The following is a 19,950-nucleotide window of genomic DNA, read 5'->3' on the forward strand; positions in this document are numbered from 1 at the left end:
CATGTCGACTGCATTGGAATCCCCATCCGGGCACACCGCGCACCCTTCCGCTGCGCGGAGGCACCTGTCCTGGCCAGCGTGGGCAACGCCCGCGGTGACGCTGCTGCTGGCCTACTTCGTCGTGCCGCTGGTGGCATCGGACTATTGGCTCGATGCCATCCTCATTCCGTTCCTCGCGCTGTCGCTTGCGGCGGTGGGCCTGAACCTGTTGACCGGCTACGCAGGGCAATTGTCGGTGGGCTCCGCCGCCTTCATGGCAGTGGGCGCGTTCGCCGCGTACAACTTCAACCTGCGCGTTGAGAGCCTGCCGCTGCCGGTGAGCATCGTGCTCGCCGGGCTGGCCGCCACCGCCATCGGCGTGGCGTTCGGGTTGCCGAGCTTGCGCCTGCGAGGCTTCTACCTGGCCGTATCGACCCTCGCTGCACAGTTTTTCGTGCAGTGGGCACTGACCAAGTACGGCTGGTTCAGCAACAACAACGCATCGGGCGTGATCGACGCGCCGCCCATCGTGGTGGCAGGCGTCGCGTTCGATACGCCGGCGCTGCGCTACGTGTTTGCACTCACGGTGGTGACGATCCTCACGGCACTGGTCTGGCGACTCGTGCAAACGCCCACTGGCCACCATTTCATTGCTGTGCGCGACAACGAAATGGCGGCACGCGTCACAGGCGTACCGGTACTGCGGACCAAGCTGCTTGCGTTCGCCATCTCATCGTTCGTCATTGGCGTGGCAGGGGTGCTGTGGGGCTTCGTCTATCTGCGCACGGTGGAGCCTGCGGGCTTCAATCTCGATCGATCGTTCCAGATCCTGTTCATCGTCATCATCGGCGGCCTGGCGACCATCCGGGGCGCGTTCCTGGGCGCGGCGCTGGTGGTGGTGTTTCCGCTGCTGCTGTCCCGCTTTGGCGCGTTCGTGTTCGGCGGCCGGTTCGACTCCGGCGTGCTGGACCTCAGCCAGCGCATCGTGATCGGTGCGCTCATCGTGGCCTTTCTGATTGCCGAGCCGCAGGGCCTTGCCGCCCTGTGGCAGCGGGTGCTGCGCCGGATAAGCAACGTCGCGCGTCCAGCTTCCCGGCGCTGATTCCGTCCTCTTTCCTTTCTCCACGCAACCTACGTCGTATCGATATCAGGAGCATCTGCACCATGTCCCTCCCCCGCACCATCAAGATGGCGCTGCTGACCGGCACGCTGGCCCTCTCTAGCCTGACCGGTCTGGGCATACAAGCCGCCCATGCGGATGAGCAGTTCTTCCCGCTGCAAAGCTACCGCGTCGGCCCATATGCGGCCGGCGGCACGGGGTTCTTCGGCGGTTTCATCGACTACCTGAACCTCGTCAACACGCGAGACGGCGGCGTGGGCGGCGTCAAGCTGACCTGGGAAGAAGGCGAAACGCAGTACGAAGTGGAACGCGGCGTGGAGGTGTACGAACGCCTGAAGACGCACCCCGGCATCGCCACATGGAATCCACTGTCGGTCGGCATTGCGTATGCGCTGCTCGACCGGGTGACGGCCGACAAGGTGCCGCTGCTCACCATCAACCACGGCCGCACCGACACGACGGACGGCCGCGTGTTCAAGTACATCTTCCCGCTGCTGCTCAACCCGTACAGCGAGACCTCGGGCATCGTCAACTACATCGGCACCAAGGAAGGCGGCGTCGACAAGCTCAAGGGCAAGAAGATCGTCGTGCTGTATCACGGCTCGCCGTACGGCAAAGAGACGATCCCCATCTATGAACTGCTGGCGAAGAAATACGGCTTCACGGTGCAGCAGATCGAAGTGCCGCACCCGGGCAATGAGCAGCAGTCGCAGTGGCTGGCCATCCGCCGCGCCAAACCCGATTACGTGGTGCTGCGCGGCTGGGGCGTGATGAACCCGGTGGCGCTCAAGACGGCACAGAAGACGGGCTTCCCGGCCGACCACATCATCGGCAACGTGTGGTCCAACTCCGAAGAAGACGTGATCCCGGCCGGCGATGCCGCCAAGGGCTACGTCGCCATCACGACGGTGGCCGCGGGTGCGCAATACCCGGTGGTTCAGCAGATCACCAAGACGCTGTACGACCACGGCAAGGGCAACCTGCAAGACAAGAAGCGCATCGGCAGCGTGTACCACAACCTGGGCGTGCTCAACGGCATCCTGAACGTGGAAGCCATCCGCATCGCGCAGGCCAAGTTCGGCAAGCGCACGCTGACTGGCGACGAGGTCCGCTGGGGCCTGGAGAACCTGAAGATTGACGAAGCCCGCGCCGCTGCGCTGGGCGCCAAGGGCCTGTTCCACTCCATCAACGTCACGTGGGACAACCATGAAGGAGACGGCCGCGTCGCCTTCCAGCAGTGGGATGGCACGAAGTGGAACGTGATCTCCGACTGGATCGCGCCGGACTGGAAACTGCTGCGGCCGATTATCGAGAAATCGTCGCTGGCGTATGCCAAAGAGAAAAACATCAAGGTGCGCACGAGCATCAACGATTGAATTCCGCTGTCTCTCCACGCTGCTCGACCACCTGGAGGTTCGCCATGACGCAGCCGCACGCCGAGACCCTGTTCGGCGCCCCCTACGAAACCCTTGCCCAGAAGTACCGCCCCGTCTTCCAGCGCATCCGCGATACCGCCCTGCAGCGCGAGCACAACCGCCAACTCGGCGTCGACGCCATCCAATGGCTCAAGCAGGCGGGCTTCGGCGCGGTGCGCGTGCCGGTGGAATATGGCGGCGACGGCGCCACGCTGCCCCAACTGTTCCAGTTGCTGATTGAGCTGGCCGACGCCGACTCCAACATCGTGCAGGCGCTGCGCGGGCATTTCGCCTTCGTGGAAGATCGCCTGAACGCACCGCGCGACGCGGGCAACGAAGTCTGGCTGCGGCGCTTCGTGGCCGGCGATCTGGTCGGCAACGCCTGGACGGAAATCGGCGACGTGGCCATTGGCGATGTCATCACGCGCATCTCAAAAAGGGACGGCCGCTGGGTTGCCAACGGGCGCAAGTACTACAGCACCGGAAGCATCTTTGCCGATTGGGTCGACCTGTATGCGCGCCTGGAAGACGGCACCGACGTGATCGCCGCCGTCAGCTCGCATCAGCCGGGCGTGACGCACCACGACGACTGGAACGGCTTCGGCCAGCGCACCACCGGCAGCGGCACCTCGGTGTATGAGAACGCCGCCGTGGAAAACGAGAACATCTTCCCGTTCAGCAGCCGCTTCAAGTACCAGACGGCGTTCTACCAGTTGTTCCACCTCGCCACGCTGGCCGGCATTGCGCGCGCCATCACACGCGAAGTTGCGCAGCAGGTGCGCGAGCGAAAACGCATCTTCAGCACCGGCAATGCTTCGGCGGTGGCGCAAGACGTGCAGGTGCAGCAGGTGGTTGGCGAGGTGTCGGCACTGGCGTACGCGGCGGAGGCCACGGCCATTCGCGCCACCTTCGCCGCGCAGCGTGCCTATGACGCCCGCTGGGCCGGCGACGCTGCGCAGGAGCGCCAGGCCAACATCGACGCTGAACTCGAATCCGCGCAAGGGCAGGTGGCGATTTCCGATCTCGTGTTGCGCGCGTCCACGCAGTTCTTCAATGCGCTCAGCGCATCCGCCACGGCCTCGGGCAAGGCGCTGGACCGCCACTGGCGCAACGCGCGCACGGTGGCCTCGCACAATCCGCTGATCTACAAGGCGCGTATCATCGGCGAATGGCACATCAACGGCACTGAACCTCCGTATGTCTGGCAGATCGGTGCGGGGCCGGGTACCACGGCGACACCGCCCATCGCCAAAGCGGCCTGAGGGCGATGGCGATGCACGATTCTGCTGTGCTGCTGCACGTCAACGGTGTCGAAGCGACGTACCAGAATGCCATCGTCGCCTTGCACAACGTGAACCTCACCGTACAACGGGGTGAGGTGCACGCACTGCTCGGCGCGAACGGTGCGGGCAAGTCCAGCACGCTCAAGGCGATCTCGAACCTGCTGGTGCCCGAACGCGGACAGGTCACTGCCGGCACGATCCGCTTTGACGGGCATGACGTCGCCCGCACCACGCCTGCGCAGCTGGTGCGCCTGGGGCTCGTTCAGGTGCTGGAGGGCCGGCGCTGCTTTCCGAACCTGCCCATCGAGGCGAACCTCGTTACCGGTGCGCTCGGGCGCAGCGCCTCGCGCGCGGAGACTGCCGCCGACCTGGAACGCGTGTACGCGATCTTCCCGCGCCTGAAAGCACGGCGCCGGGTGGCCGCCGGCCTCACGTCGGGCGGTGAGCAGCAGATGGCCGCGATTGGGCGCGCGCTGATGTCACGCCCGCGCCTGCTGGTGCTGGACGAGCCGTCGATGGGCCTCGCGCCCCTGGTCGTGCAGGACATCTTTGCGAAGCTGCGGCAGCTCAATCGTGAAGAAGGGCTGTCGATCCTTGTGGCCGAACAGAACTCCACGGTGGCCCTGCAATACGCCGATCGCGCCACGGTGCTGGAGGCAGGCGTCACCGTGCTCAATGACACGGCCGAGGCGTTGCGCCAGCGCGAGGACATCCAGCATTTCTATTTCGGCCGCGATGTTGCGCACCAAGTGCCAGCCTTGGTGTGAGCGGCATCCATTCGTCTTTCCCGATTGTTCATGACAACAGAAACGGCAATCTTTCCTGAAACCGAAACCCTTGATGTGCCGGCCCCGCAATCCGCCAAGGCACTGGCTGCCGAGTTTGCCCGGACGGCAGTGGAGCGCGATGCCGCGGGCGGCACGCCCTTGGCCGAACGCGACGCGTTGCGGCGCAGCGGCCTGCTCTCCTTGGCGATTCCCAAGCGCTATGGCGGGCACGGGGCCAGTTGGGCCGAGACGTTGGATACCGTGCGCGAGTTTGCACAGGTGGATAGCTCCATCGCGCACGTCTACGGCTTCCACCATCTGCTCTTGGCCACCGTGCGACTGTTTGCGCGGCCAGACCAGTGGGAGCCGTGGTACGAGCAGACCGCGCACAAGCACTGGTTCTGGGGCAACGCGCTGAACCCGCTCGACGATCGCACCATCGTGCGCCGGTTCGACGGCTGGTACGAGTTTTCCGGCAAGAAGAGCTTCTGCTCCGGCGCATTGGATTCGCAAATGCTGATTGCCTCGGGCATCGATGAACACAGTCGCAAGCTGCTGATTGCAGCGGTGCCGACTGCACGCGCCGGCATCACGCTCAACCACGACTGGAATGCCTTCGGGCAGCGCCAGACCGACAGCGGCAGCGCCTTGTTCGAGAAAGTCCGCGTGGAAGAGAACGAACTGCTCCGCGATCCGGGGCCGCTCACTACGCCTTTTTCGTCCTTACGCCCGTTGCTGGCGCAGCTTGTGTTTGTGCACATGTTTCTGGGCCTGGCAGAAGGTGCGTTCGAGCAGGCCAGGCACTACACGCTGCATGAGGCGCGACCGTGGCATCGGTCTGCAGCAAAACGGGCGAGCGAGGACCCATACACGCTGGCCCACTACGGTGAGTTCTTTGTCGGCCTGGAGAGCGTGCGCCTGCTGGCGCGGCAGGCGGTCACACGGTTTGATGAAGCGTGGGCGCAAGGCCCCACGCTCACCGCGCACGCGCGCGGCCACGTTGGTATTGCCATCGCCACCGCCAAGGTTGCAGCCACGCGGGTCGGGCTCGATTTGACCAGCCGAATGTTCGAGACCACCGGCGCACGCGCCACGCACGGCGCGCTCGCGCTGGATCGCTTCTGGCGCAACCTGCGCACACAGACGCTGCACGACCCCGTCGACTACAAGCTGCACGAGTTGGGTGACTGGGCGCTGAACGGCACGCTGCCGGAACCTTCCTTCTATTCCTGATCCCACGCGCTGAATGGACAATCATGGCGACGTTCCCTGTATGGCCTCCACCGCCTGGCCATGAGCCCGCGGCCTGCACGCCAGGTTGGATCTTCGAGGACCCGCGCTCCCGCGCCCTGCTCGATGAAGTCGAACAGGTGGCGCCCAGCGACGCGGCCGTACTGATTTCCGGTGAAACCGGCACGGGCAAAGAGCTGATTGCCCGCTACCTGCACAACCGCAGCGCACGGCAGGGTGGTCCTTTCGTGGTGGTGAGTTGCGGCGCCTTCTCCGACACGCTGGTCGATGCAGAACTCTTCGGCCACGAAAACGGCGCGTTCGCCGGCGCATTCGGCACGCAGGTCGGGTGGTTCGAGCAGGCCAACGGCGGGACGATCTTCCTCGACGAGGTCAACGACCTGCCGCTGCCTGTGCAGAACAAGCTGCTGCGCGTGCTGCAGGAGCGCGAAATCGTGCGCCTGGGCGGGCGCACGCCCATTCCGGTCGATCTCCGGATCGTCGCGGCCACCACCGTCGATCTGGAAACGCTGGTCCAGGAGAAGCGCTTTCGCAAGGATCTTTACTACCGGCTGAATGTCGTCAATCTCAACGTCCTCACGCTGAAGGAGCGTCCGAGCGACATCGTTCCGCTGGCGCGCTACTTCATCAACACCTACAGCAAACGACTCGGCCACGCGCGCTCGACCCTCACACCGGAGGCCGAACGCCTGCTGACAGAAGCCCCTTGGCACGGCAACGTGCGCGAGCTTGAAAACGTCATGCACCGGACGCTCCTGCTCTGCGATGGAAACACCATCGATGCGCCAGACCTGCGGCTGTCGAGCCGCTCTACCAGCCCTCAAGCACAGGCCGAGACCGACCCATCAATCGCTTCCGGCGCCACCGCGCCCACGCAGGTGCCCATCGCGTCCGCCGACGAAACTGACCTGCTGCGACGTGCCATTCGGCAACTCTGTAACGACAACGTGGGCAATGTCTATCAGGTGGTGGAAGATGCGTTGTTCCGAGAGGTATTCCGGTACTGCCACTACAGCCAGAGCGATACCGCGCGCGTGCTGGGCGTAACGCGGAACGTGGTACGCGCCCGGCTTATTCGCCTGGGCGAAGTTGGCGCACCCCGCACACTGCCCTTTGCCTCAGCACCCGCGACAGTGGCACACGAAGACGTGATGGGCACGTAGCTTGCTTGCCAGCGTGAGTTGCTCTCTGCGTTATCGATAGTCATCCTGCGTGAACCGTTCTTCGTCTTCTCTACTCAGCATCCAGGCGCTGCGGGGCTTCGCCGCACTGTATGTGGTGGTGTTCCACTCCGGACTCGCCCTGGCCCATGCCGATATCCCCGCCCTGGCGTGGCTGACCACGCATGTGATCAAGCGTGGGCATGTGGGTGTGGATGTGTTCTTCGTCATCAGCGGCTTCATCATTGCATGGGTCGCAGTTCTTGGCCCCAAGGGACCTGAGCCGGCCGACGAATTTCTCGTCAAGCGGGCGTTCCGCCTGGCACCGCCTTACTGGCTGATGTCGGTGCTGCATTCCACGTGGCTCAACCCCGTCTCGTCGGGCGTATTGCTCACTTCGCTGGCTTTTTTGCCGCAGGCTAATGTGGATGCGCCGTACTTCGGCTACCCGGCGCTATACGTCGGCTGGTCGCTCAACTACGAGGTGTTTTTCTACGCGTTGTGCGCGATGGGGCTGGCGCTGTTCGGCCGGCGCGCGCTTGGGCTGGTGGCGCTGGCGCTGTTCACGACAACGATCATCGTGCCGTTCTGGCACAACGGTGTCGTGCAGCGCAACCCGGAAGCGTTGTACGACTGGGCCACGCCAGTGCAAGCCATGGCAGCCAACCCGCTGGTGCTGGAGTTTCTGTTGGGCGCCATGCTGGCATGGCTGTATGCGGCACATCGGCATCGCCTGACACCGGCCGTTGCGCGAGTGCTGATGGCTGTTGGCGTGGCAACGTTCGTAATGTCGGTCGTCGGCCCGGTCCCCAAGTTCGATCTTCTCGCCCGCGGGTTGCCTGCAGGCGCGTTGCTGATCGGCATGGTGGCCATGGAGCACTGCGGCGAGCTTCGCGTGCCGCGCGTCGCCGTCTGGCTGGGCGAGTTGTCGTATGCGCTGTACCTCGTGCACCCGAGCGTGATTGAGGCCACGCATCGCGTGGTGGGCAGGCTCGCGTCGGAGTGGCTCGGTACGCAGTTGATGCTGTTTGCCGTCAACCTCGCGCTCACGCTGGCGCTGGCCGTGCTGCTGCATCGCTATGTCGAACTGCCATCCATCGCCCTCGGCCGCCGCGCCATCGACTGGATTCGCAACCTTCGGCACGCCTTGCGCACCCGCCTCGGGCCGCAAAAGCCCTGAGCGACGCATAACGTTTCCGGTTTTTATTCGTTCGCCGCACGACGGGCGTCTCACACAATGGCCGCTTCAGAAACAATCTGTCGCGTGCCATGTCCGCTCCCTCTTCCTCGTCCCGCCGATCCGCTCTCGTCTTCGCCTCCGTCGCGTTGGCTGCGGCCGCCGCGCTCACTGCAACGGCGGCACACGCTGATGCCACGCTCGACAAGATCCAGCAGCGCAAGAAGCTTGTCGTGGGCGTGGTGCTGTCGGGCGGGCCATTCGGCTCCATCGACCCCGTCACGCAACGCGGCACGGGCTTCAACGTCGACCTTGCACAGGCACTCGGGCGCGGGCTTGGCGTGGAAGTGGAGACGGTGCAGGTGCAACCTTCCAACCGCGTGCAATTTCTGCAGCAGGGCCGTGTTGACGTGCTGGTTGCGGCGATGGAGCTGAACCCCGAACGCGCGGACCTGCTCGCCCACGTGCCGACACCGTACTACCGCGTGGGCGGCGTGGCGTTGGTCCCGAAAGACAGCCCGGTGCACCAGTGGAGCGACCTGAAAGGCAAGGACGTTTGCCTGTCGCAAGGCAGCAGCTATGCCAAGCCGCTGGCAGCCGACATTGGCGCCACGCCCAAGGGGTTCAAGAGCCCGGCCGAGTCCTTGCTGGCCCTGCGCGGCAACAACTGCGCTGCCGCCGTGCACGACGCCACGCTGCTGCAGCCGCTGCCACGCAGCAACCCCGAATGGAAGGACTACCGCATCGTCGGCCCGGACCTCATCCCTTCGCCCACGGTCATCTGGGCGCGCAAGGGCGAGAACGACACCGTGGCCGCCCTCGACCGCATCGTCCAGGGCTGGCACCGCACCGGCTGGCTGATCGAAACGGAGAAGAAGAACGGCATCCTGCCGCCTTCGCCCGCGCTGGTCGAATGGCATGACAAGCTAAAGGCCACGCGCGGCTGATCGAGAGGCTGCAGTTGACTGACGATCTGCTCGCGCGGGCGATTGCGCTGGTCCGCCACACCGGCCTCGACTACGGCTTTCTGGCCGAGGTGTACGAGCGTAATGCGCTGCTGCAAGGCGCGAAAGTTTCGCTGCTGGTGATGCTGAGCACCGTGGTGCTGAGCCTCGTCTTTGGTCTTGGGCTCGCGCGGCTGCTGGTGTCGCCGCATAAGCGCTTGAGATGGCTGGCGCAGGGCTTTATCGAACTGACGCGCAACACGCCCACGCTCGTGCAGTTGTGCTGCGCCTTTCTCGTCGTCAACACGCTCATCACGCAGACGCTGGCGCAGTGGCAGTGGACCAACCCGCTCACGCCGTTCTTCTGGGCGGTGACGTTGCTCTCGCTACACAAGGCGGCTTTTCATGCGGAAGCCCTGCGTGCCGGCATTGAAGCCGTGCCGCCCGCCATGCTGGAAGCTGCAACCTCCCTCGGCTTCAGCGCGCGCGAGCGCCTGTGGCGCGTGCAACTGCCGCTGGCACTTCGCGCTGCATGGCCCTCGCTAATGAACAACACAGTCGAGCTGGTCAAGGCATCGTCGCTGGCATCGGCCATTGCGGTGGGCGACATCACGTACAGCGCGCTGATGATCTGGACACAGCGAGACAACGTGCTCGAATGCATGGTGCTGTTGCTGCTGTTCTATGGCGTGGTCACCTATGCCGTGCATGCGTTGGGCCTGTGGATCGAAGGCCGGTTGCGGATGCCGGGGTACGGTGCCACCGGCCACACCACACTGGGGGGCGTCGCGCATGCCTGACACCCTTCTCGCCACGCTTTTCCATTGGTCGCCCGCATTGCTGCGGGGGCTGGGCATCAACGTCGGCATCAGCTTGCTGGCCGTCGGGCTGGGCACACTGGTCGGGCTGGCGATTGGCGCGCTGCATTTGTCGTCGGTACGCGGGCTAAGGCAGCTCGCCGGCGGTTATGTCGTCGCATTTCGCAATGCGCCTTGGCTTGTGCTGGTCTATGGCATTGCGTACGCCGTGCCCTTCGAAATTGTCGTGCGCGGCCACGTGATCCCGTTTCTGGATTGGCTCAAGGTGACGTTCGCGCTCGCATTGCCGGCAAGTGCTCATGTGGCGGAAATCTTCCGTGGCGCGGTGCAGTCGATCCCGCATACGCAGTGGGAAGCCGCTGCGTCGTTGGCATTTACGCGGCGGGACATCCTGTGGCGCATCGTGCTGCCGCAGTGCGTGCAGCGCATGCTGCCTTCGTGGATGAACCTGTATGCCGTCATCACCATGGGCACGGCCCTGGCGTCTCTGGTCGGCGTGCACGATCTGCTCGACACCGCCCAGATCGCCAGCAACACGGTCAACCGCACACCGTTTACGGTGCTGACCTACTTCACCGTGCTCGCCTTGTTCTTCCTCTACTGCTACCCGATTTCGCGCCTGACCCGGCGCATGGAGCGCGCGCATGTCGCTGCCTGATCTTCTTCCTCTCGATGCATCTACGCCGGTTGCCCCACCGCTTGTCTCACTCCGCGACGTGCATCTGAGTTTCGGCATCACGCCGGTGTTGTCGGGCATCAACCTCGACGTGCAGCGCGGCCAAGCCGTGTCGATCATCGGGCCGTCGGGCTCGGGCAAGTCGACGCTCCTGCGCTGCATCAGCGGTTTGCTTCGGCCGCAGCGCGGCAGCATCACCGTGGACGGCATCCGCGTCGACCAGCTCAACACCGAAGAAGACACCATTGCCCTGCGCAAGCGCATTGGCTTTGTGTTCCAGCAATACAACCTGTTTCCGCACCTGAGCGTGCTCGACAACCTCGTCGCCGCCCCCGTGCGCGTGCTCGGCAAAGCGCGTTCAGAGGCTGAAGCCACCGCACATGCGCTGCTCAAGAAAGTGGGCCTGGCAGACAAGGCGCGCGCATACCCCGGACAGCTCTCGGGCGGCCAGCAACAGCGCGTAGCCATTGCCCGCGCGCTGGCCATGAAACCGGAACTGATCTTGTTCGATGAAGTGACGTCCGCGCTCGATCCAGAAACGGTGGGGGAAGTGCTCAACGTCATCGGCGAATTGGTCGACGATGGCTTGACCTGCGTGCTGGTCACGCACGAAATGGCCTTCGCGCGGGCGATCAGCGACGAGGTGGTGTTCACGGAACACGGCGTCGTGGTGGAACGTGGCTCGGCAGAACAGGTTTTTTCCTCTCCGACGAGCGACCGCACACGTGCATTCCTGTCGCGCGCGCTTTCGGGTCATGCAGGTGCGCGGCCCCTCCTGCATGCGGCATGGCACGCTGCTTTCACCAGCGCGACGTTTGCCGTCTGACCTTCGACCTTCAACCGCCAATCGCGTGCAGCGCGGCTACGGGCGCGTGCTGCAGCGCCTGCTCCAGATCAGCAATCAGGTCATCGGCATCTTCCAGACCGACATGCAAGCGCAGCACAGCGCCAGCTTGATCCCATTGCGCGTGGTCAGCCAACCTTTCGGGCGCAACCACGGTGACGAGGCTTTCGTACCCGCCCCACGACGCGCCAATCGCGAACAGCTGCAAGGCATCGGCAACCCGTTCTGCGGCGTACTGATCCGCGCCTTCCAGCACGAATGAAACGAGCCCGTTCGCGCCCGAGAAATCCCGCTGCCACAGCGCGTGACCCGGGTCACCCGGCAATGCCGGATAGAACACCCGCCCAACGCCCGACTGCGCCTGCAGCCACTGCGCCACGCACGTGGCATTGCGCTGGTGCTGGGCCATGCGCACCGGCAACGTGCGCACGCCGCGCAGCGCCAGATAGGCATCATCGGCGCCGATCGTGAGGCCGAGCACATCGTGTGCGGCCGCAATACGTGCCGCCACGGCATCGGTGCGGGCAACGACCGCACCCAGCATCACATCGGAATGCCCGGCCACGTACTTGGTGGCGGCAAGGATGGAGATGTCCGCCCCCGCATCGAGCGGCCGGAAGAGAATGCCAGACGCCCACGTATTGTCCGTCGCCAGCAAGACGCCGTGCCGCTGCGCTACTCGGGCAATGGCACGCAAGTCATAGATTTCATAGAGCAGCGACCCCGGCGATTCCGTATAGATCAGCCGTGTGTGCGGGCGGATGGCGGCTTCGAGCTGCCCGTCGCGCGGGTCCACATAGGTCAGTTCAATGCCCAGGCGCTGCAGCAGACCTGTGTCGAGCCGGCGTACGGGCGCATACACGCTGTCGGTCACGACCACGTGGTCGCCAGGCGACAACAGCGCCAGGAACGTCAGCGAAATCGCCGACAAGCCCGATGGCACAAGGAACACACGCACGCCGCCCTCAAGGGCCAGCAGCGCATCTTCCAGCGCGCGGTGTGTTTGTGAACCGTGGCGGCCGTAGCTCGCGATGTTCTCGCCGGCCTTGCGGCGCGCGTGGACATCGTGCTGCGCGGCAATGCTGGCATGGCGGACGGTGCTGGTGCGCTCCACCGGCACGTTGACCGGCGCAGTGCCCTCCACAAACGGCGGGCTGCCCGCGTGGATGATGCATGTTGCAAGAGAATTCGAGGCATCCGGCGCATTGGAACGGGCGTCGATGGAAGAGCGTGTCATGCAGGCCTCGCGCGTTTCTGAAGGCGCCCATGTTAGGCACGCCACCCCGCACCCGAGAACGAACCGATGCGTCTAACCATATGCAGGATACTGCGTTGGTCGTGCGCTGCCGCCGCCCTACACTGAGGGCTTCACCGATTCGCTTTGAGCTGCCATGAGCCTCGCCCAGCAACGCGACCACGCCGTCCGCCAGACCCTCGTCGCCATTCGCGCCATTGCCGCGCAAGACGGCATTACGCAGGCATCGCTTGCACGCATTGCCGATCGTCTGCATGAACTTGCCGCGCAAGAAGCGCTGTTCCCGCTCGACGCCTTCCCACCGCCCGCAGCCGGCGATGCGGATGCCTCCAGCCGTTACCTGCTGCATGCAGAACCTGATCAGACCTTCGCGCTGTACCTGAACTCCATCAACCCTGGCAAGACGACGCCGCCGCACAACCACACCACGTGGGCCGTCATCGTCGCGCTCGAAGGCGAAGAGTTGAACCGCGTCTACACACGCACCGACGACGGCCGCGACCCCGAGCGTGCCACACTGGCCCTGTCGCGCGAAGTCGTGGTACAGCCCGGCACGCCCATCACGTTCCTCGACGACGACATCCACAGCATCCACGTGCTGGGCAACACACCCACCCGCCATTTCCACCTGTATGGCCGAGCGCTGGAAACCCTGACGGGGCGCGTCGGCTATGACCTGGCCACGGGCCGCGTGCTCAACTACAACCGCAACTACATGGGCGCGACCAAGCAAGCCGCTTGATCAGCCGCTTCAAACTGAGACGGGCAGCCTGCGTCTCAGCGCTTCATGTCCGCCTTCGGCTGGTCGCACCCGCCTGACGCGGCATGCGGCCCAACGCAGGCTTCAGCACCGGTGCATGGTGGCCGAGAACATCCCACAGCCGATTGGCGACCGGCCCATGCGGCTGATCGCGCCTGCGTGCGACCACCAGCTCCTGCACCATGCCGGGAAAATGGCGCCCCGCAATCGACAGCAACGTCCCCTCGCGCAGCTCCGTCTCGATCAGGAAACGCGGCAGATGCCCCCACGCCATGCCGTGGAGAATCAGCTCTTTCTTCATCAATTGGTCAGGCGCGGCGCACTGCGGCGCACCGTCGATGACGTAATGGAATTGCTCCGGCGGGTTCCGCGCGGAATCGTTGATGACGCACTGCATGAAGCGCTGCATCTGCTGAGGCGTGATGGCCGACGTGATGGCGAACGGCAAAAACCCCGGCGCCACCACCGGCACCATGGCGATCTTGCCCAAGTCGATCCACTCCATGCGCACGTCGCCTTTCGGCACGCGGTGGACGATCAGGTCCGCATCGTCTTCCAGCAAGCGCTCCCACGGCCCGGTGACGGCTTCGAACAGCAATTGCAGCCGCGTCTGCGGACACTGGCCGAAGAACGCGCTGAGCAGCGCGAGCACTGGCTGGAGCGGGCACAGGTCGCCCAGCACCACGCGCAACTCGGCCTCCTCGCCCATCGCGAGCTGTTTTGCGTGGGTCCGTAACTCCTCGCTCTCACGCAGCAAAAACTGCACCTTGCGATGAAACGACTGCCCCGCTTCCGTCAAGCGCACGCGATAACCGGTGCGGTCCAGCAGGCTCAAACCCAACTGTCCTTCCAGCTTGGCGACCGCCGCAAAGACCGACGGGTGCGAGCGATGCAACCGCTCGGCCGCGGCCTGAAAGCTGCCGCCGGTCACCACCGCGTCGAAGCACTGCAGCTCATGAAGCGTGAAGTTCTTCATTGTCGACAAAACCTACAAAGTTGTTCAAAACTTCATAGTATCCACGAACCCCACCGGCTTCTAGGATGACGACATCCCAATCGTTTCAACCGTCTTTCCCAGGAGCCCAACATGACCACCCGCAACGACCTCTCCTTCATCACCACCGGTGACGGGGCACGCCTTGCCTATCGCTTTGATGGCACAGCCGGCAAGCCTGTCCTGCTGCTGTCCAACTCCATCGGCACCGACCTGCACATGTGGGACGTGAGCGTGCCGAGCCTGGCCGAGCACTTTCACGTGCTGCGCTACGACGCGCGCGGCCATGGTGCTTCGGATGCCCCTGCTGGTGCGTATTCAATGGACCGGCTCGGCCGTGACGTGGTGGAGTTGCTCGATGCGCTGGGCATCCGGCGTGTGCATATGCTGGGGCTGTCGCTCGGCGGCATCGTGGCGCAGTGGCTGGCGATCCATGTGCCGGAACGCATCGACCGGCTGATCCTCTCCAACACCGCCGCGCATATCGGCCCGACGCAGTATTTCGATCAGGCCATCGCCGAACTGAATCGGGCACCCGACATGCACGCGACGACGGAAACGTTCCTGCGCAACTGGTTTCCGGCGCGCATGCTCGAAGCCAACGACCCCGCCGTTGAGCCGTTCCGCCGCACGCTGCTGGCAACGCCGCGCGAAGGCATCATCGGCGGCTGGGCGGCCGTGCGCGATGCCGACCTGCGCCGCACGATTACGCTCATCACGCATCCGACGCTCGTCATTGCCGGTCAGCACGACACCGTGACGTCTGCCCGCCACGGCGAGGAAATTGCCGCCGCTATTCCAGGCGCGCAACTGCGCCTGCTGGACACCGTGCACCTCGCCAATGTCGAGCTGCCGGACGCGTTTCTTGAAGCCGTGCTGGATTTCCTGGGCGTGCACGAAACCGTCTGACGCGTTGATGCAGCATCAACGCAGCATCGACACACGGCAAGCCAGCCGGTTAACATGGCGGCCATCCAACCGATGTGCCGCCCGCCATGTCCCGCGTCAAGAACGAAGACGAATTCGAGTTGCGCCGCGAAAGCGTGCTCGACACCGCCGCCGAAGCCTTTGCGGCCGACAGCTACCCGAGCGTGTCGATGAACCAGCTTGCCGCTGCGTGCGGCGGATCCAAATCGCGCCTGTATCACTACTACGAAGGCAAGGAAGCCATTCTGTTCGACCTGCTCGACCGCTATACGCGGCGGCTGGCCGACCTGGTTGAACGCGCCGAGAGCGACGCGCGCCACGCCAAGCTCTCGGCACGCGCCACGCTGCATCTGCTGATCCGCACGTTCCTGGCCGAATACGCCACGTCGCGTACGCGGCATGTGGCCTTGCTCAATGATGTGAAATACCTGGCGCCAGAGCAGCGCGACATCGTGCTCGCGCGCGAGCGAGACGTGGTGGCCGCGGTGGGCCGACAGCTCGGGGCGGCTTACCCGAGCAAGGTGGACGAGGCCAACCGCACGCCCATCACGATGATGTTGTTCGGCATGATGAACTGGACGTTCACCTGGCTCAAACCCGACGGGCCGCTTTCGTATGAAGGCTATGCGGAAATGGTGATCGACATGCTGGAGAACGGGCTCGGCGGCAAGAAGAGCTGACGTTCAACGCTCGTCGTAGCTGACCACCACGCGCTGCGTGAGCGGGCGCGCCTGGCAGGTCAGCACAAACCCCTGCTGGATCTCCCAGTCTTCCAGCGTGAAATTCTTGTCCATCTCTACGCGGCCTTCCAGCACCTTGGCGCGGCACGTACAGCACACGCCGCCCTTGCACGCATAAGGCAGATCCAGCCCCGCGTTCAACGCACTGTCGAGCACCTTGGCGTCGCCTGCCATCGGCACCTCGTGCGATTTGCCGTCGAGCACAACGGTGAGCGCCACTTCGCCCGCCACGGCACCATGCTTGCGCGGCTTGGCCGTTGCCGACACATCGCCCACCGGCACGCCAAAGCGCTCCGCATGCACACGCTCTCGCGGCACGCCGCGCTCAAGCAGCGCGGCTTCCACCGCATCGATCATCGTCGACGGGCCGCAGATGAAAGCGGCATCGATATCGTCGGGCGGGATCAGCGCATCCAGAAATGCATGGGCCTTGGCGCCATCAAGCCGCCCGTTGAACAACGCAATCTCCTGCGCCTGACGCGACAACACGTGATACAGCGCGAAGCGATCGAGGTAGCGGTCCTTCAGGTCTTCGAGCGCCTCGCCAAAAATGATGCTGTCGACGCTGCGGTTGCCGTAGACCAGCGTGAAGCGGCTCTGCGGCTCGGCCGCCAGCGTGGTCTTGATGAGCGACAGGATGGGTGTGATGCCGCTGCCAGCCGCAAAGGCGACGTAGTGGCGAGCGCTTTCGGCGGCGAGCGGCACATAGAAGCGCCCATCCGGCGGCAGCACATCAAGCGTCTGGCCCACACGGATGCGGTCGTGCAGGTGGTTGGAGAAGACCCCCGCATCGACACGCTTGACGGCCACCCGCAACTCGCCGTGCGCGTCGTAGTCCTGTACGGCGCAGCAAATCGAATACGAGCGCCGCAGTTCTTCGTGTCCTGGCAGTTGGCCGGACGGCACGCGCAACGTCAGGAACTGGCCCTGCGTAAATCGGTATGCATCGCGCAGATCGTTCGGCACATCGAAGCGCACGGAAATCGTATCGGCCGTCTCGCCGCGCACTTCGGCAACGCGCAAGGGGTGAAATTGCGGAGTCATGGGCGTCGTGCTCGGTGGGCTTAGTAGGGCTTGAAGTAGTCGAACGGCTCGCGGCAAGCGCGGCAGCGGTACAGCGCCTTGCAGGCCGTCGAGCCGAAGGCGGAAATGAGCACCGTATCGTGCGATCCGCATTGCGGGCAGGCGATGTGTTCACCCTGCGCGGGGCGCGTAAGACGAATCGGCCGGGCCCCATCCACTTCGGCCACATGCGCCGGCGGCGCAATACCAAAGTCGCGCAATTTGCGCTGCCCTTCCGCGGTGATCCAATCCGTCGTCCATGCCGGCGACAGCACCGAACGCACCCGATACGCCCCTACGTCTGCCGCTTGCAAGGCATGGCTCACATCATCGGCAATCTGTTCCATGGCCGGGCAGCCGGAATAGGTGGGCGTGATCGTTGCCACCAGGGTGCCGTCTTCGTCGAGCTGCACATCCCGCAGGATGCCAAGCTCAGCGATCGTGATCACGGGAATCTCCGGATCGGTCACCGCTTCGAGCGCCATGCGTGCGCGCTCCAACCGCTCGCTTACCACGATGCCCCCGGATACTGGCGCGCCAATCCCTGCATTTCGGCCAGCAGATAGCCCATATGTTCGGAGTGCACGCCGTGCTTGCCGGTGCTGACATAGGGACCGGGCTCGGGCCAGCGCAACGTAGCCTCGTCCAGCGCGTCACGCACCGTCGCCTCCCATGCGTCGCGCAGGTCTGCCGGACGCACGCCGATGCCGGCTTCGGCCGCGGCCGTTTCAACGTCGTCCGCGGCAAAAAATTCGTTCGTGTACGGCATCAGCCAATCGAGCGCGGCCTGCGCACGTGCATGCGATTCCTCGGTGCCGTCACCGAAGCGCACGAGCCAGTCGCGCGTATGGGCGAAGTGGTAGCGCATCTCCTTCACCGACTTGGCGGCAATGGCGGCCAGCTCTGCGTCGGTCGAACGCGTCAATGCTTCCCACAGCGGCACCATCAACGCGGCGTACAGGAAGTGGCGGACCATGGTGACGGCGTAGTCGCGCGTGGCTGCCGACGTCGCGACCAATGGGCCGGCATGCGGCAGCTCGAGCAGCGTGTAGTTACGGAAAGCGGGCTCGGCGCGCCAGTAGGCGTAGTCGTCCTCCGTACGCGGCGTACCGGTGAGCCCGCCTTCGATCTGCCCCGCGTGCGTGTAGAGCAACCGTGCCTGGCCGATCAGGTCAAGACTCAGGTTGGACAGCGCGATGTCTTCTTCCAGCACGGGGCCGTGGCCTGTCCATTCTGCGTTGCGCTGGCCAAGGATGAGCGCGTTGTCGGCCAGACGAAGGATGTATTGCAGATGCGCGTCGGAAGTCATCGCCGCGGCTCACATGTGGTTGACTTCATCGGGCAGCCGATAGAACGTCGGGTGGCGATAGATCTTGTCGGCCATCGGGTCGAAGAGCATTGGCTTGTCGTCGGGTTCGCTGGCAGTGATGGCCGCCGACGGCACCACCCAGATGGAGACGCCTTCCTGCCGGCGCGTGTAGACATCGCGCGCCATCTGCAGCGCCTGCTTGGCGTCCACCGCGTGCAGGCTGCCGCAGTGCTTGTGCTCCAGGCCCTGCTTGCTGCGGATGAACACTTCCCACAGCGGCCAGTCGTGTTGATGCATGGTGGGTTCCTTCCGGTTCAGGCAGCTTGTTGGTTGGCGGCGGCACGTTCGGCCTGCTTGCGCGCGTAGGCGAGCGCGGCTTCGCGCACCCACTCGCCCTCTTCGTGTGCACGCTTGCGGGTGGCAAGGCGCTCGCGGTTGCACGGGCCGTGACCATCGAGCACGCGTTTGAATTCGGACCAATCGAGCGGCGAGAAATCGTAATGGCCGCGCGCTTCGTTCCACGTGAGGCCGGGGTCCGGCAGCGTCACGCCGAGCACGCGCGCCTGCTCGACGGTGGCATCGACAAAACGCTGTCGCAGATCGTCGTTCGAAATGCGCTTGATGCCCCAGGCCATGGTCTGCGCGCTGTTGGGCGATGCGGTATCGGGCGGGCCGAACATCATCAGCACAGGAAACCACCAGCGGTTGACGGCTTCCTGCACCATGTCGCGCTGCGCCTGCGTGCCGCCCATCATCGTCAGCAACGATTCATAGCCCTGGCGCTGGTGAAACGACTCTTCCTTGCAGATGCGGATCATGGCGCGCGCATACGGGCCATATGAGCAACGGCACAGCGGCACCTGATTCATGATGGCCGCGCCATCGACCAGCCAGCCGATCACGCCCACGTCTGCCCAGGACAGCGTCGGGTAATTGAAGATCGACGAATACTTCGCCCGGCCTTCGTGCAGCGCGTCGATCATCTCGTCGCGCGAGCTGCCGAGCGTTTCAGCCGCGGAATAGAGATAGAGGCCGTGGCCCGCTTCATCCTGCACCTTGGCCAGGAGGATGGCCTTGCGCTTGAGCGACGGCGCGCGGCTGATCCAGTTGCCCTCGGGCAGCATGCCGACCACCTCGGAGTGCGCGTGCTGCGAAATCTGCCGCAGCAGCGTCTTGCGGTACGGCGCCGGCATCCAGTCCTGCGGCTCGATTTTTTGGTCAGCCCCGATGCGCGCATCGAAGCGCGCCTGCAAATCGGCTTCGCCTTGAGAGGCGGCGGCCAGTTCCTGCTCCGTGGGCAGACCGCCGGGCTGGTCGAGGCTTTGGGTGTACATGCGATCCTCCGGCCGCTGGCGCGGCATGTGCACGGCACGTCATGCACACCGTGTTTTGGATGGATCGATTATAAACCGTCCGACCGGTCGGTCAATAACGGGTTTCGCCGCATGCCTCGTGTGAGACATGCGGTG

General features: G+C 64.6%; 21 protein-coding genes. 14 read left to right on the forward strand and 7 right to left on the reverse strand.

Annotation, left to right across the window (positions count from 1 at the left end; translation table 11 throughout):
* The first annotated feature begins 1 nt into the window (after window position 1).
* From BEK68_RS20395 to BEK68_RS20445, 11 genes are all read left to right on the forward strand, one after another.
* A complete protein-coding gene (locus BEK68_RS20395) occupies window positions 2-1,081 on the forward strand; it encodes a branched-chain amino acid ABC transporter permease (RefSeq protein ID WP_024541846.1) in 1,080 nt (359 codons plus the stop codon).
* Between the two features lie 62 nt (window positions 1,082-1,143).
* Window positions 1,144-2,475: an ABC transporter substrate-binding protein gene (locus tag BEK68_RS20400; protein WP_024541845.1), complete on the forward strand. Its 1,332-nt coding sequence runs from the start codon at window positions 1,144-1,146 to the stop codon at window positions 2,473-2,475.
* Between the two features lie 44 nt (window positions 2,476-2,519).
* The gene (locus BEK68_RS20405) at window positions 2,520-3,776 is read left to right on the forward strand and encodes an acyl-CoA dehydrogenase family protein (protein ID WP_024541844.1); all 1,257 of its coding nucleotides are present in this window, start codon (window positions 2,520-2,522) and stop codon (window positions 3,774-3,776) included.
* Between the two features lie 11 nt (window positions 3,777-3,787).
* The gene (locus BEK68_RS20410; RefSeq protein WP_024541843.1) at window positions 3,788-4,564 is read left to right on the forward strand and encodes an ABC transporter ATP-binding protein; all 777 of its coding nucleotides are present in this window, start codon (window positions 3,788-3,790) and stop codon (window positions 4,562-4,564) included.
* A gap of 30 nt (window positions 4,565-4,594) precedes the next feature.
* On the forward strand, window positions 4,595-5,797 hold the full coding sequence (locus BEK68_RS20415; RefSeq protein ID WP_024541842.1) for an acyl-CoA dehydrogenase family protein: 1,203 nt from the start codon (window positions 4,595-4,597) through the stop codon (window positions 5,795-5,797).
* A gap of 23 nt (window positions 5,798-5,820) precedes the next feature.
* Window positions 5,821-6,978, forward strand: a complete 1,158-nt coding sequence (locus BEK68_RS20420; protein ID WP_004635005.1) for a sigma-54 interaction domain-containing protein — start codon at window positions 5,821-5,823, stop codon at window positions 6,976-6,978.
* A 49-nt stretch (window positions 6,979-7,027) separates the two neighbouring features.
* Window positions 7,028-8,155 carry an acyltransferase family protein gene (locus BEK68_RS20425; protein WP_024541841.1) on the forward strand — a complete coding sequence of 376 codons (1,128 nt, stop codon included), beginning with the start codon at window positions 7,028-7,030 and terminating at the stop codon, window positions 8,153-8,155.
* A gap of 89 nt (window positions 8,156-8,244) precedes the next feature.
* Window positions 8,245-9,099 carry a transporter substrate-binding domain-containing protein gene (locus BEK68_RS20430; protein WP_024541840.1) on the forward strand — a complete coding sequence of 285 codons (855 nt, stop codon included), beginning with the start codon at window positions 8,245-8,247 and terminating at the stop codon, window positions 9,097-9,099.
* A gap of 14 nt (window positions 9,100-9,113) precedes the next feature.
* Window positions 9,114-9,896: an amino acid ABC transporter permease gene (locus BEK68_RS20435; RefSeq protein ID WP_024541839.1), complete on the forward strand. Its 783-nt coding sequence runs from the start codon at window positions 9,114-9,116 to the stop codon at window positions 9,894-9,896.
* Window positions 9,889-10,572 carry an amino acid ABC transporter permease gene (locus BEK68_RS20440; RefSeq protein WP_024541838.1) on the forward strand — a complete coding sequence of 228 codons (684 nt, stop codon included), beginning with the start codon at window positions 9,889-9,891 and terminating at the stop codon, window positions 10,570-10,572. The genes BEK68_RS20435 and BEK68_RS20440 overlap by 8 nt, the downstream gene beginning before the upstream one ends.
* A complete protein-coding gene (locus BEK68_RS20445; protein WP_004635016.1) occupies window positions 10,559-11,416 on the forward strand; it encodes an amino acid ABC transporter ATP-binding protein in 858 nt (285 codons plus the stop codon). The genes BEK68_RS20440 and BEK68_RS20445 overlap by 14 nt, the downstream gene beginning before the upstream one ends.
* 10 nt (window positions 11,417-11,426) lie before the next feature.
* Here BEK68_RS20445 and metC read toward each other — a convergent pair whose 3' ends face one another.
* Entirely contained in the window at window positions 11,427-12,671 is a 1,245-nt protein-coding gene (gene metC, locus BEK68_RS20450; RefSeq protein WP_024541837.1) for a cystathionine beta-lyase, read from the reverse strand.
* 154 nt (window positions 12,672-12,825) lie between these two features.
* Here metC and BEK68_RS20455 point away from each other — a divergent pair, with 154 nt between their 5' ends.
* Window positions 12,826-13,431, forward strand: a complete 606-nt coding sequence (locus BEK68_RS20455) for a cysteine dioxygenase family protein (RefSeq protein ID WP_024541836.1) — start codon at window positions 12,826-12,828, stop codon at window positions 13,429-13,431.
* 43 nt (window positions 13,432-13,474) lie between these two features.
* On the opposite strand, the gene BEK68_RS20460 is transcribed toward BEK68_RS20455, so the two are convergent.
* Entirely contained in the window at window positions 13,475-14,425 is a 951-nt protein-coding gene (locus tag BEK68_RS20460) for a LysR family transcriptional regulator (RefSeq protein ID WP_024541835.1), read from the reverse strand.
* A 111-nt stretch (window positions 14,426-14,536) separates the two neighbouring features.
* Here BEK68_RS20460 and pcaD point away from each other — a divergent pair, with 111 nt between their 5' ends.
* Window positions 14,537-15,352, forward strand: a complete 816-nt coding sequence (gene pcaD, locus BEK68_RS20465; RefSeq protein ID WP_024541834.1) for a 3-oxoadipate enol-lactonase — start codon at window positions 14,537-14,539, stop codon at window positions 15,350-15,352.
* An 86-nt stretch (window positions 15,353-15,438) separates the two neighbouring features.
* Window positions 15,439-16,050 (forward strand): TetR/AcrR family transcriptional regulator, encoded by a 612-nt coding sequence (locus BEK68_RS20470; protein ID WP_004635026.1) that lies wholly within the window; start codon window positions 15,439-15,441, stop codon window positions 16,048-16,050.
* Window positions 16,051-16,053: 3 nt separating this feature from the next.
* Here BEK68_RS20470 and paaE read toward each other — a convergent pair whose 3' ends face one another.
* Genes paaE through paaA form a run of 5 tightly spaced genes read right to left on the reverse strand, consistent with a single transcriptional unit; the run spans window position 16,054 to window position 19,815 of the window.
* Window positions 16,054-17,154, reverse strand: a complete 1,101-nt coding sequence (gene paaE, locus BEK68_RS20475; protein ID WP_004635028.1) for a 1,2-phenylacetyl-CoA epoxidase subunit PaaE — start codon at window positions 17,152-17,154, stop codon at window positions 16,054-16,056.
* Window positions 17,155-17,174: 20 nt separating this feature from the next.
* Complete coding sequence (gene paaD, locus BEK68_RS20480; RefSeq protein ID WP_024541833.1) at window positions 17,175-17,657, reverse strand: 1,2-phenylacetyl-CoA epoxidase subunit PaaD; 483 nt, start codon at window positions 17,655-17,657, stop codon at window positions 17,175-17,177.
* A 23-nt stretch (window positions 17,658-17,680) separates the two neighbouring features.
* On the reverse strand, window positions 17,681-18,481 hold the full coding sequence (gene paaC, locus BEK68_RS20485; RefSeq protein ID WP_024541832.1) for a 1,2-phenylacetyl-CoA epoxidase subunit PaaC: 801 nt from the start codon (window positions 18,479-18,481) through the stop codon (window positions 17,681-17,683).
* Window positions 18,482-18,490: 9 nt separating this feature from the next.
* Window positions 18,491-18,778 carry a 1,2-phenylacetyl-CoA epoxidase subunit PaaB gene (gene paaB / locus BEK68_RS20490; RefSeq protein WP_024541831.1) on the reverse strand — a complete coding sequence of 96 codons (288 nt, stop codon included), beginning with the start codon at window positions 18,776-18,778 and terminating at the stop codon, window positions 18,491-18,493.
* 17 nt (window positions 18,779-18,795) lie between these two features.
* Window positions 18,796-19,815, reverse strand: coding sequence for a 1,2-phenylacetyl-CoA epoxidase subunit PaaA (gene paaA, locus BEK68_RS20495; RefSeq protein ID WP_024541830.1), 1,020 nt, complete (start codon window positions 19,813-19,815; stop codon window positions 18,796-18,798).
* Window positions 19,816-19,950: the final 135 nt, after the last annotated feature.

The sequence above is a fragment of the Ralstonia pickettii genome (genome assembly GCF_001699815.1).
Lineage (GTDB): Bacteria > Pseudomonadota > Gammaproteobacteria > Burkholderiales > Burkholderiaceae > Ralstonia > Ralstonia thomasii.

Coding starts and splice junctions, on each gene's coding strand:
- BEK68_RS20395 (WP_024541846.1), top strand. CDS start 2: ATGTCGACTGCATTGGAATCCCCATCCGGGCACACCGCGCACCCTTCC.
- BEK68_RS20400 (WP_024541845.1), top strand. CDS start 1,144: ATGTCCCTCCCCCGCACCATCAAGATGGCGCTGCTGACCGGCACGCTG.
- BEK68_RS20405 (WP_024541844.1), top strand. CDS start 2,520: ATGACGCAGCCGCACGCCGAGACCCTGTTCGGCGCCCCCTACGAAACC.
- BEK68_RS20410 (WP_024541843.1), top strand. CDS start 3,788: ATGCACGATTCTGCTGTGCTGCTGCACGTCAACGGTGTCGAAGCGACG.
- BEK68_RS20415 (WP_024541842.1), top strand. CDS start 4,595: ATGACAACAGAAACGGCAATCTTTCCTGAAACCGAAACCCTTGATGTG.
- BEK68_RS20420 (WP_004635005.1), top strand. CDS start 5,821: ATGGCGACGTTCCCTGTATGGCCTCCACCGCCTGGCCATGAGCCCGCG.
- BEK68_RS20430 (WP_024541840.1), top strand. CDS start 8,245: ATGTCCGCTCCCTCTTCCTCGTCCCGCCGATCCGCTCTCGTCTTCGCC.
- BEK68_RS20440 (WP_024541838.1), top strand. CDS start 9,889: ATGCCTGACACCCTTCTCGCCACGCTTTTCCATTGGTCGCCCGCATTG.
- BEK68_RS20445 (WP_004635016.1), top strand. CDS start 10,559: ATGTCGCTGCCTGATCTTCTTCCTCTCGATGCATCTACGCCGGTTGCC.
- metC (WP_024541837.1), bottom strand. CDS start 12,671: ATGACACGCTCTTCCATCGACGCCCGTTCCAATGCGCCGGATGCCTCG.
- BEK68_RS20455 (WP_024541836.1), top strand. CDS start 12,826: ATGAGCCTCGCCCAGCAACGCGACCACGCCGTCCGCCAGACCCTCGTC.
- BEK68_RS20460 (WP_024541835.1), bottom strand. CDS start 14,425: ATGAAGAACTTCACGCTTCATGAGCTGCAGTGCTTCGACGCGGTGGTG.
- pcaD (WP_024541834.1), top strand. CDS start 14,537: ATGACCACCCGCAACGACCTCTCCTTCATCACCACCGGTGACGGGGCA.
- BEK68_RS20470 (WP_004635026.1), top strand. CDS start 15,439: ATGTCCCGCGTCAAGAACGAAGACGAATTCGAGTTGCGCCGCGAAAGC.
- paaE (WP_004635028.1), bottom strand. CDS start 17,154: ATGACTCCGCAATTTCACCCCTTGCGCGTTGCCGAAGTGCGCGGCGAG.
- paaD (WP_024541833.1), bottom strand. CDS start 17,657: ATGGCGCTCGAAGCGGTGACCGATCCGGAGATTCCCGTGATCACGATC.
- paaC (WP_024541832.1), bottom strand. CDS start 18,481: ATGACTTCCGACGCGCATCTGCAATACATCCTTCGTCTGGCCGACAAC.
- paaB (WP_024541831.1), bottom strand. CDS start 18,778: ATGCATCAACACGACTGGCCGCTGTGGGAAGTGTTCATCCGCAGCAAG.
- paaA (WP_024541830.1), bottom strand. CDS start 19,815: ATGTACACCCAAAGCCTCGACCAGCCCGGCGGTCTGCCCACGGAGCAG.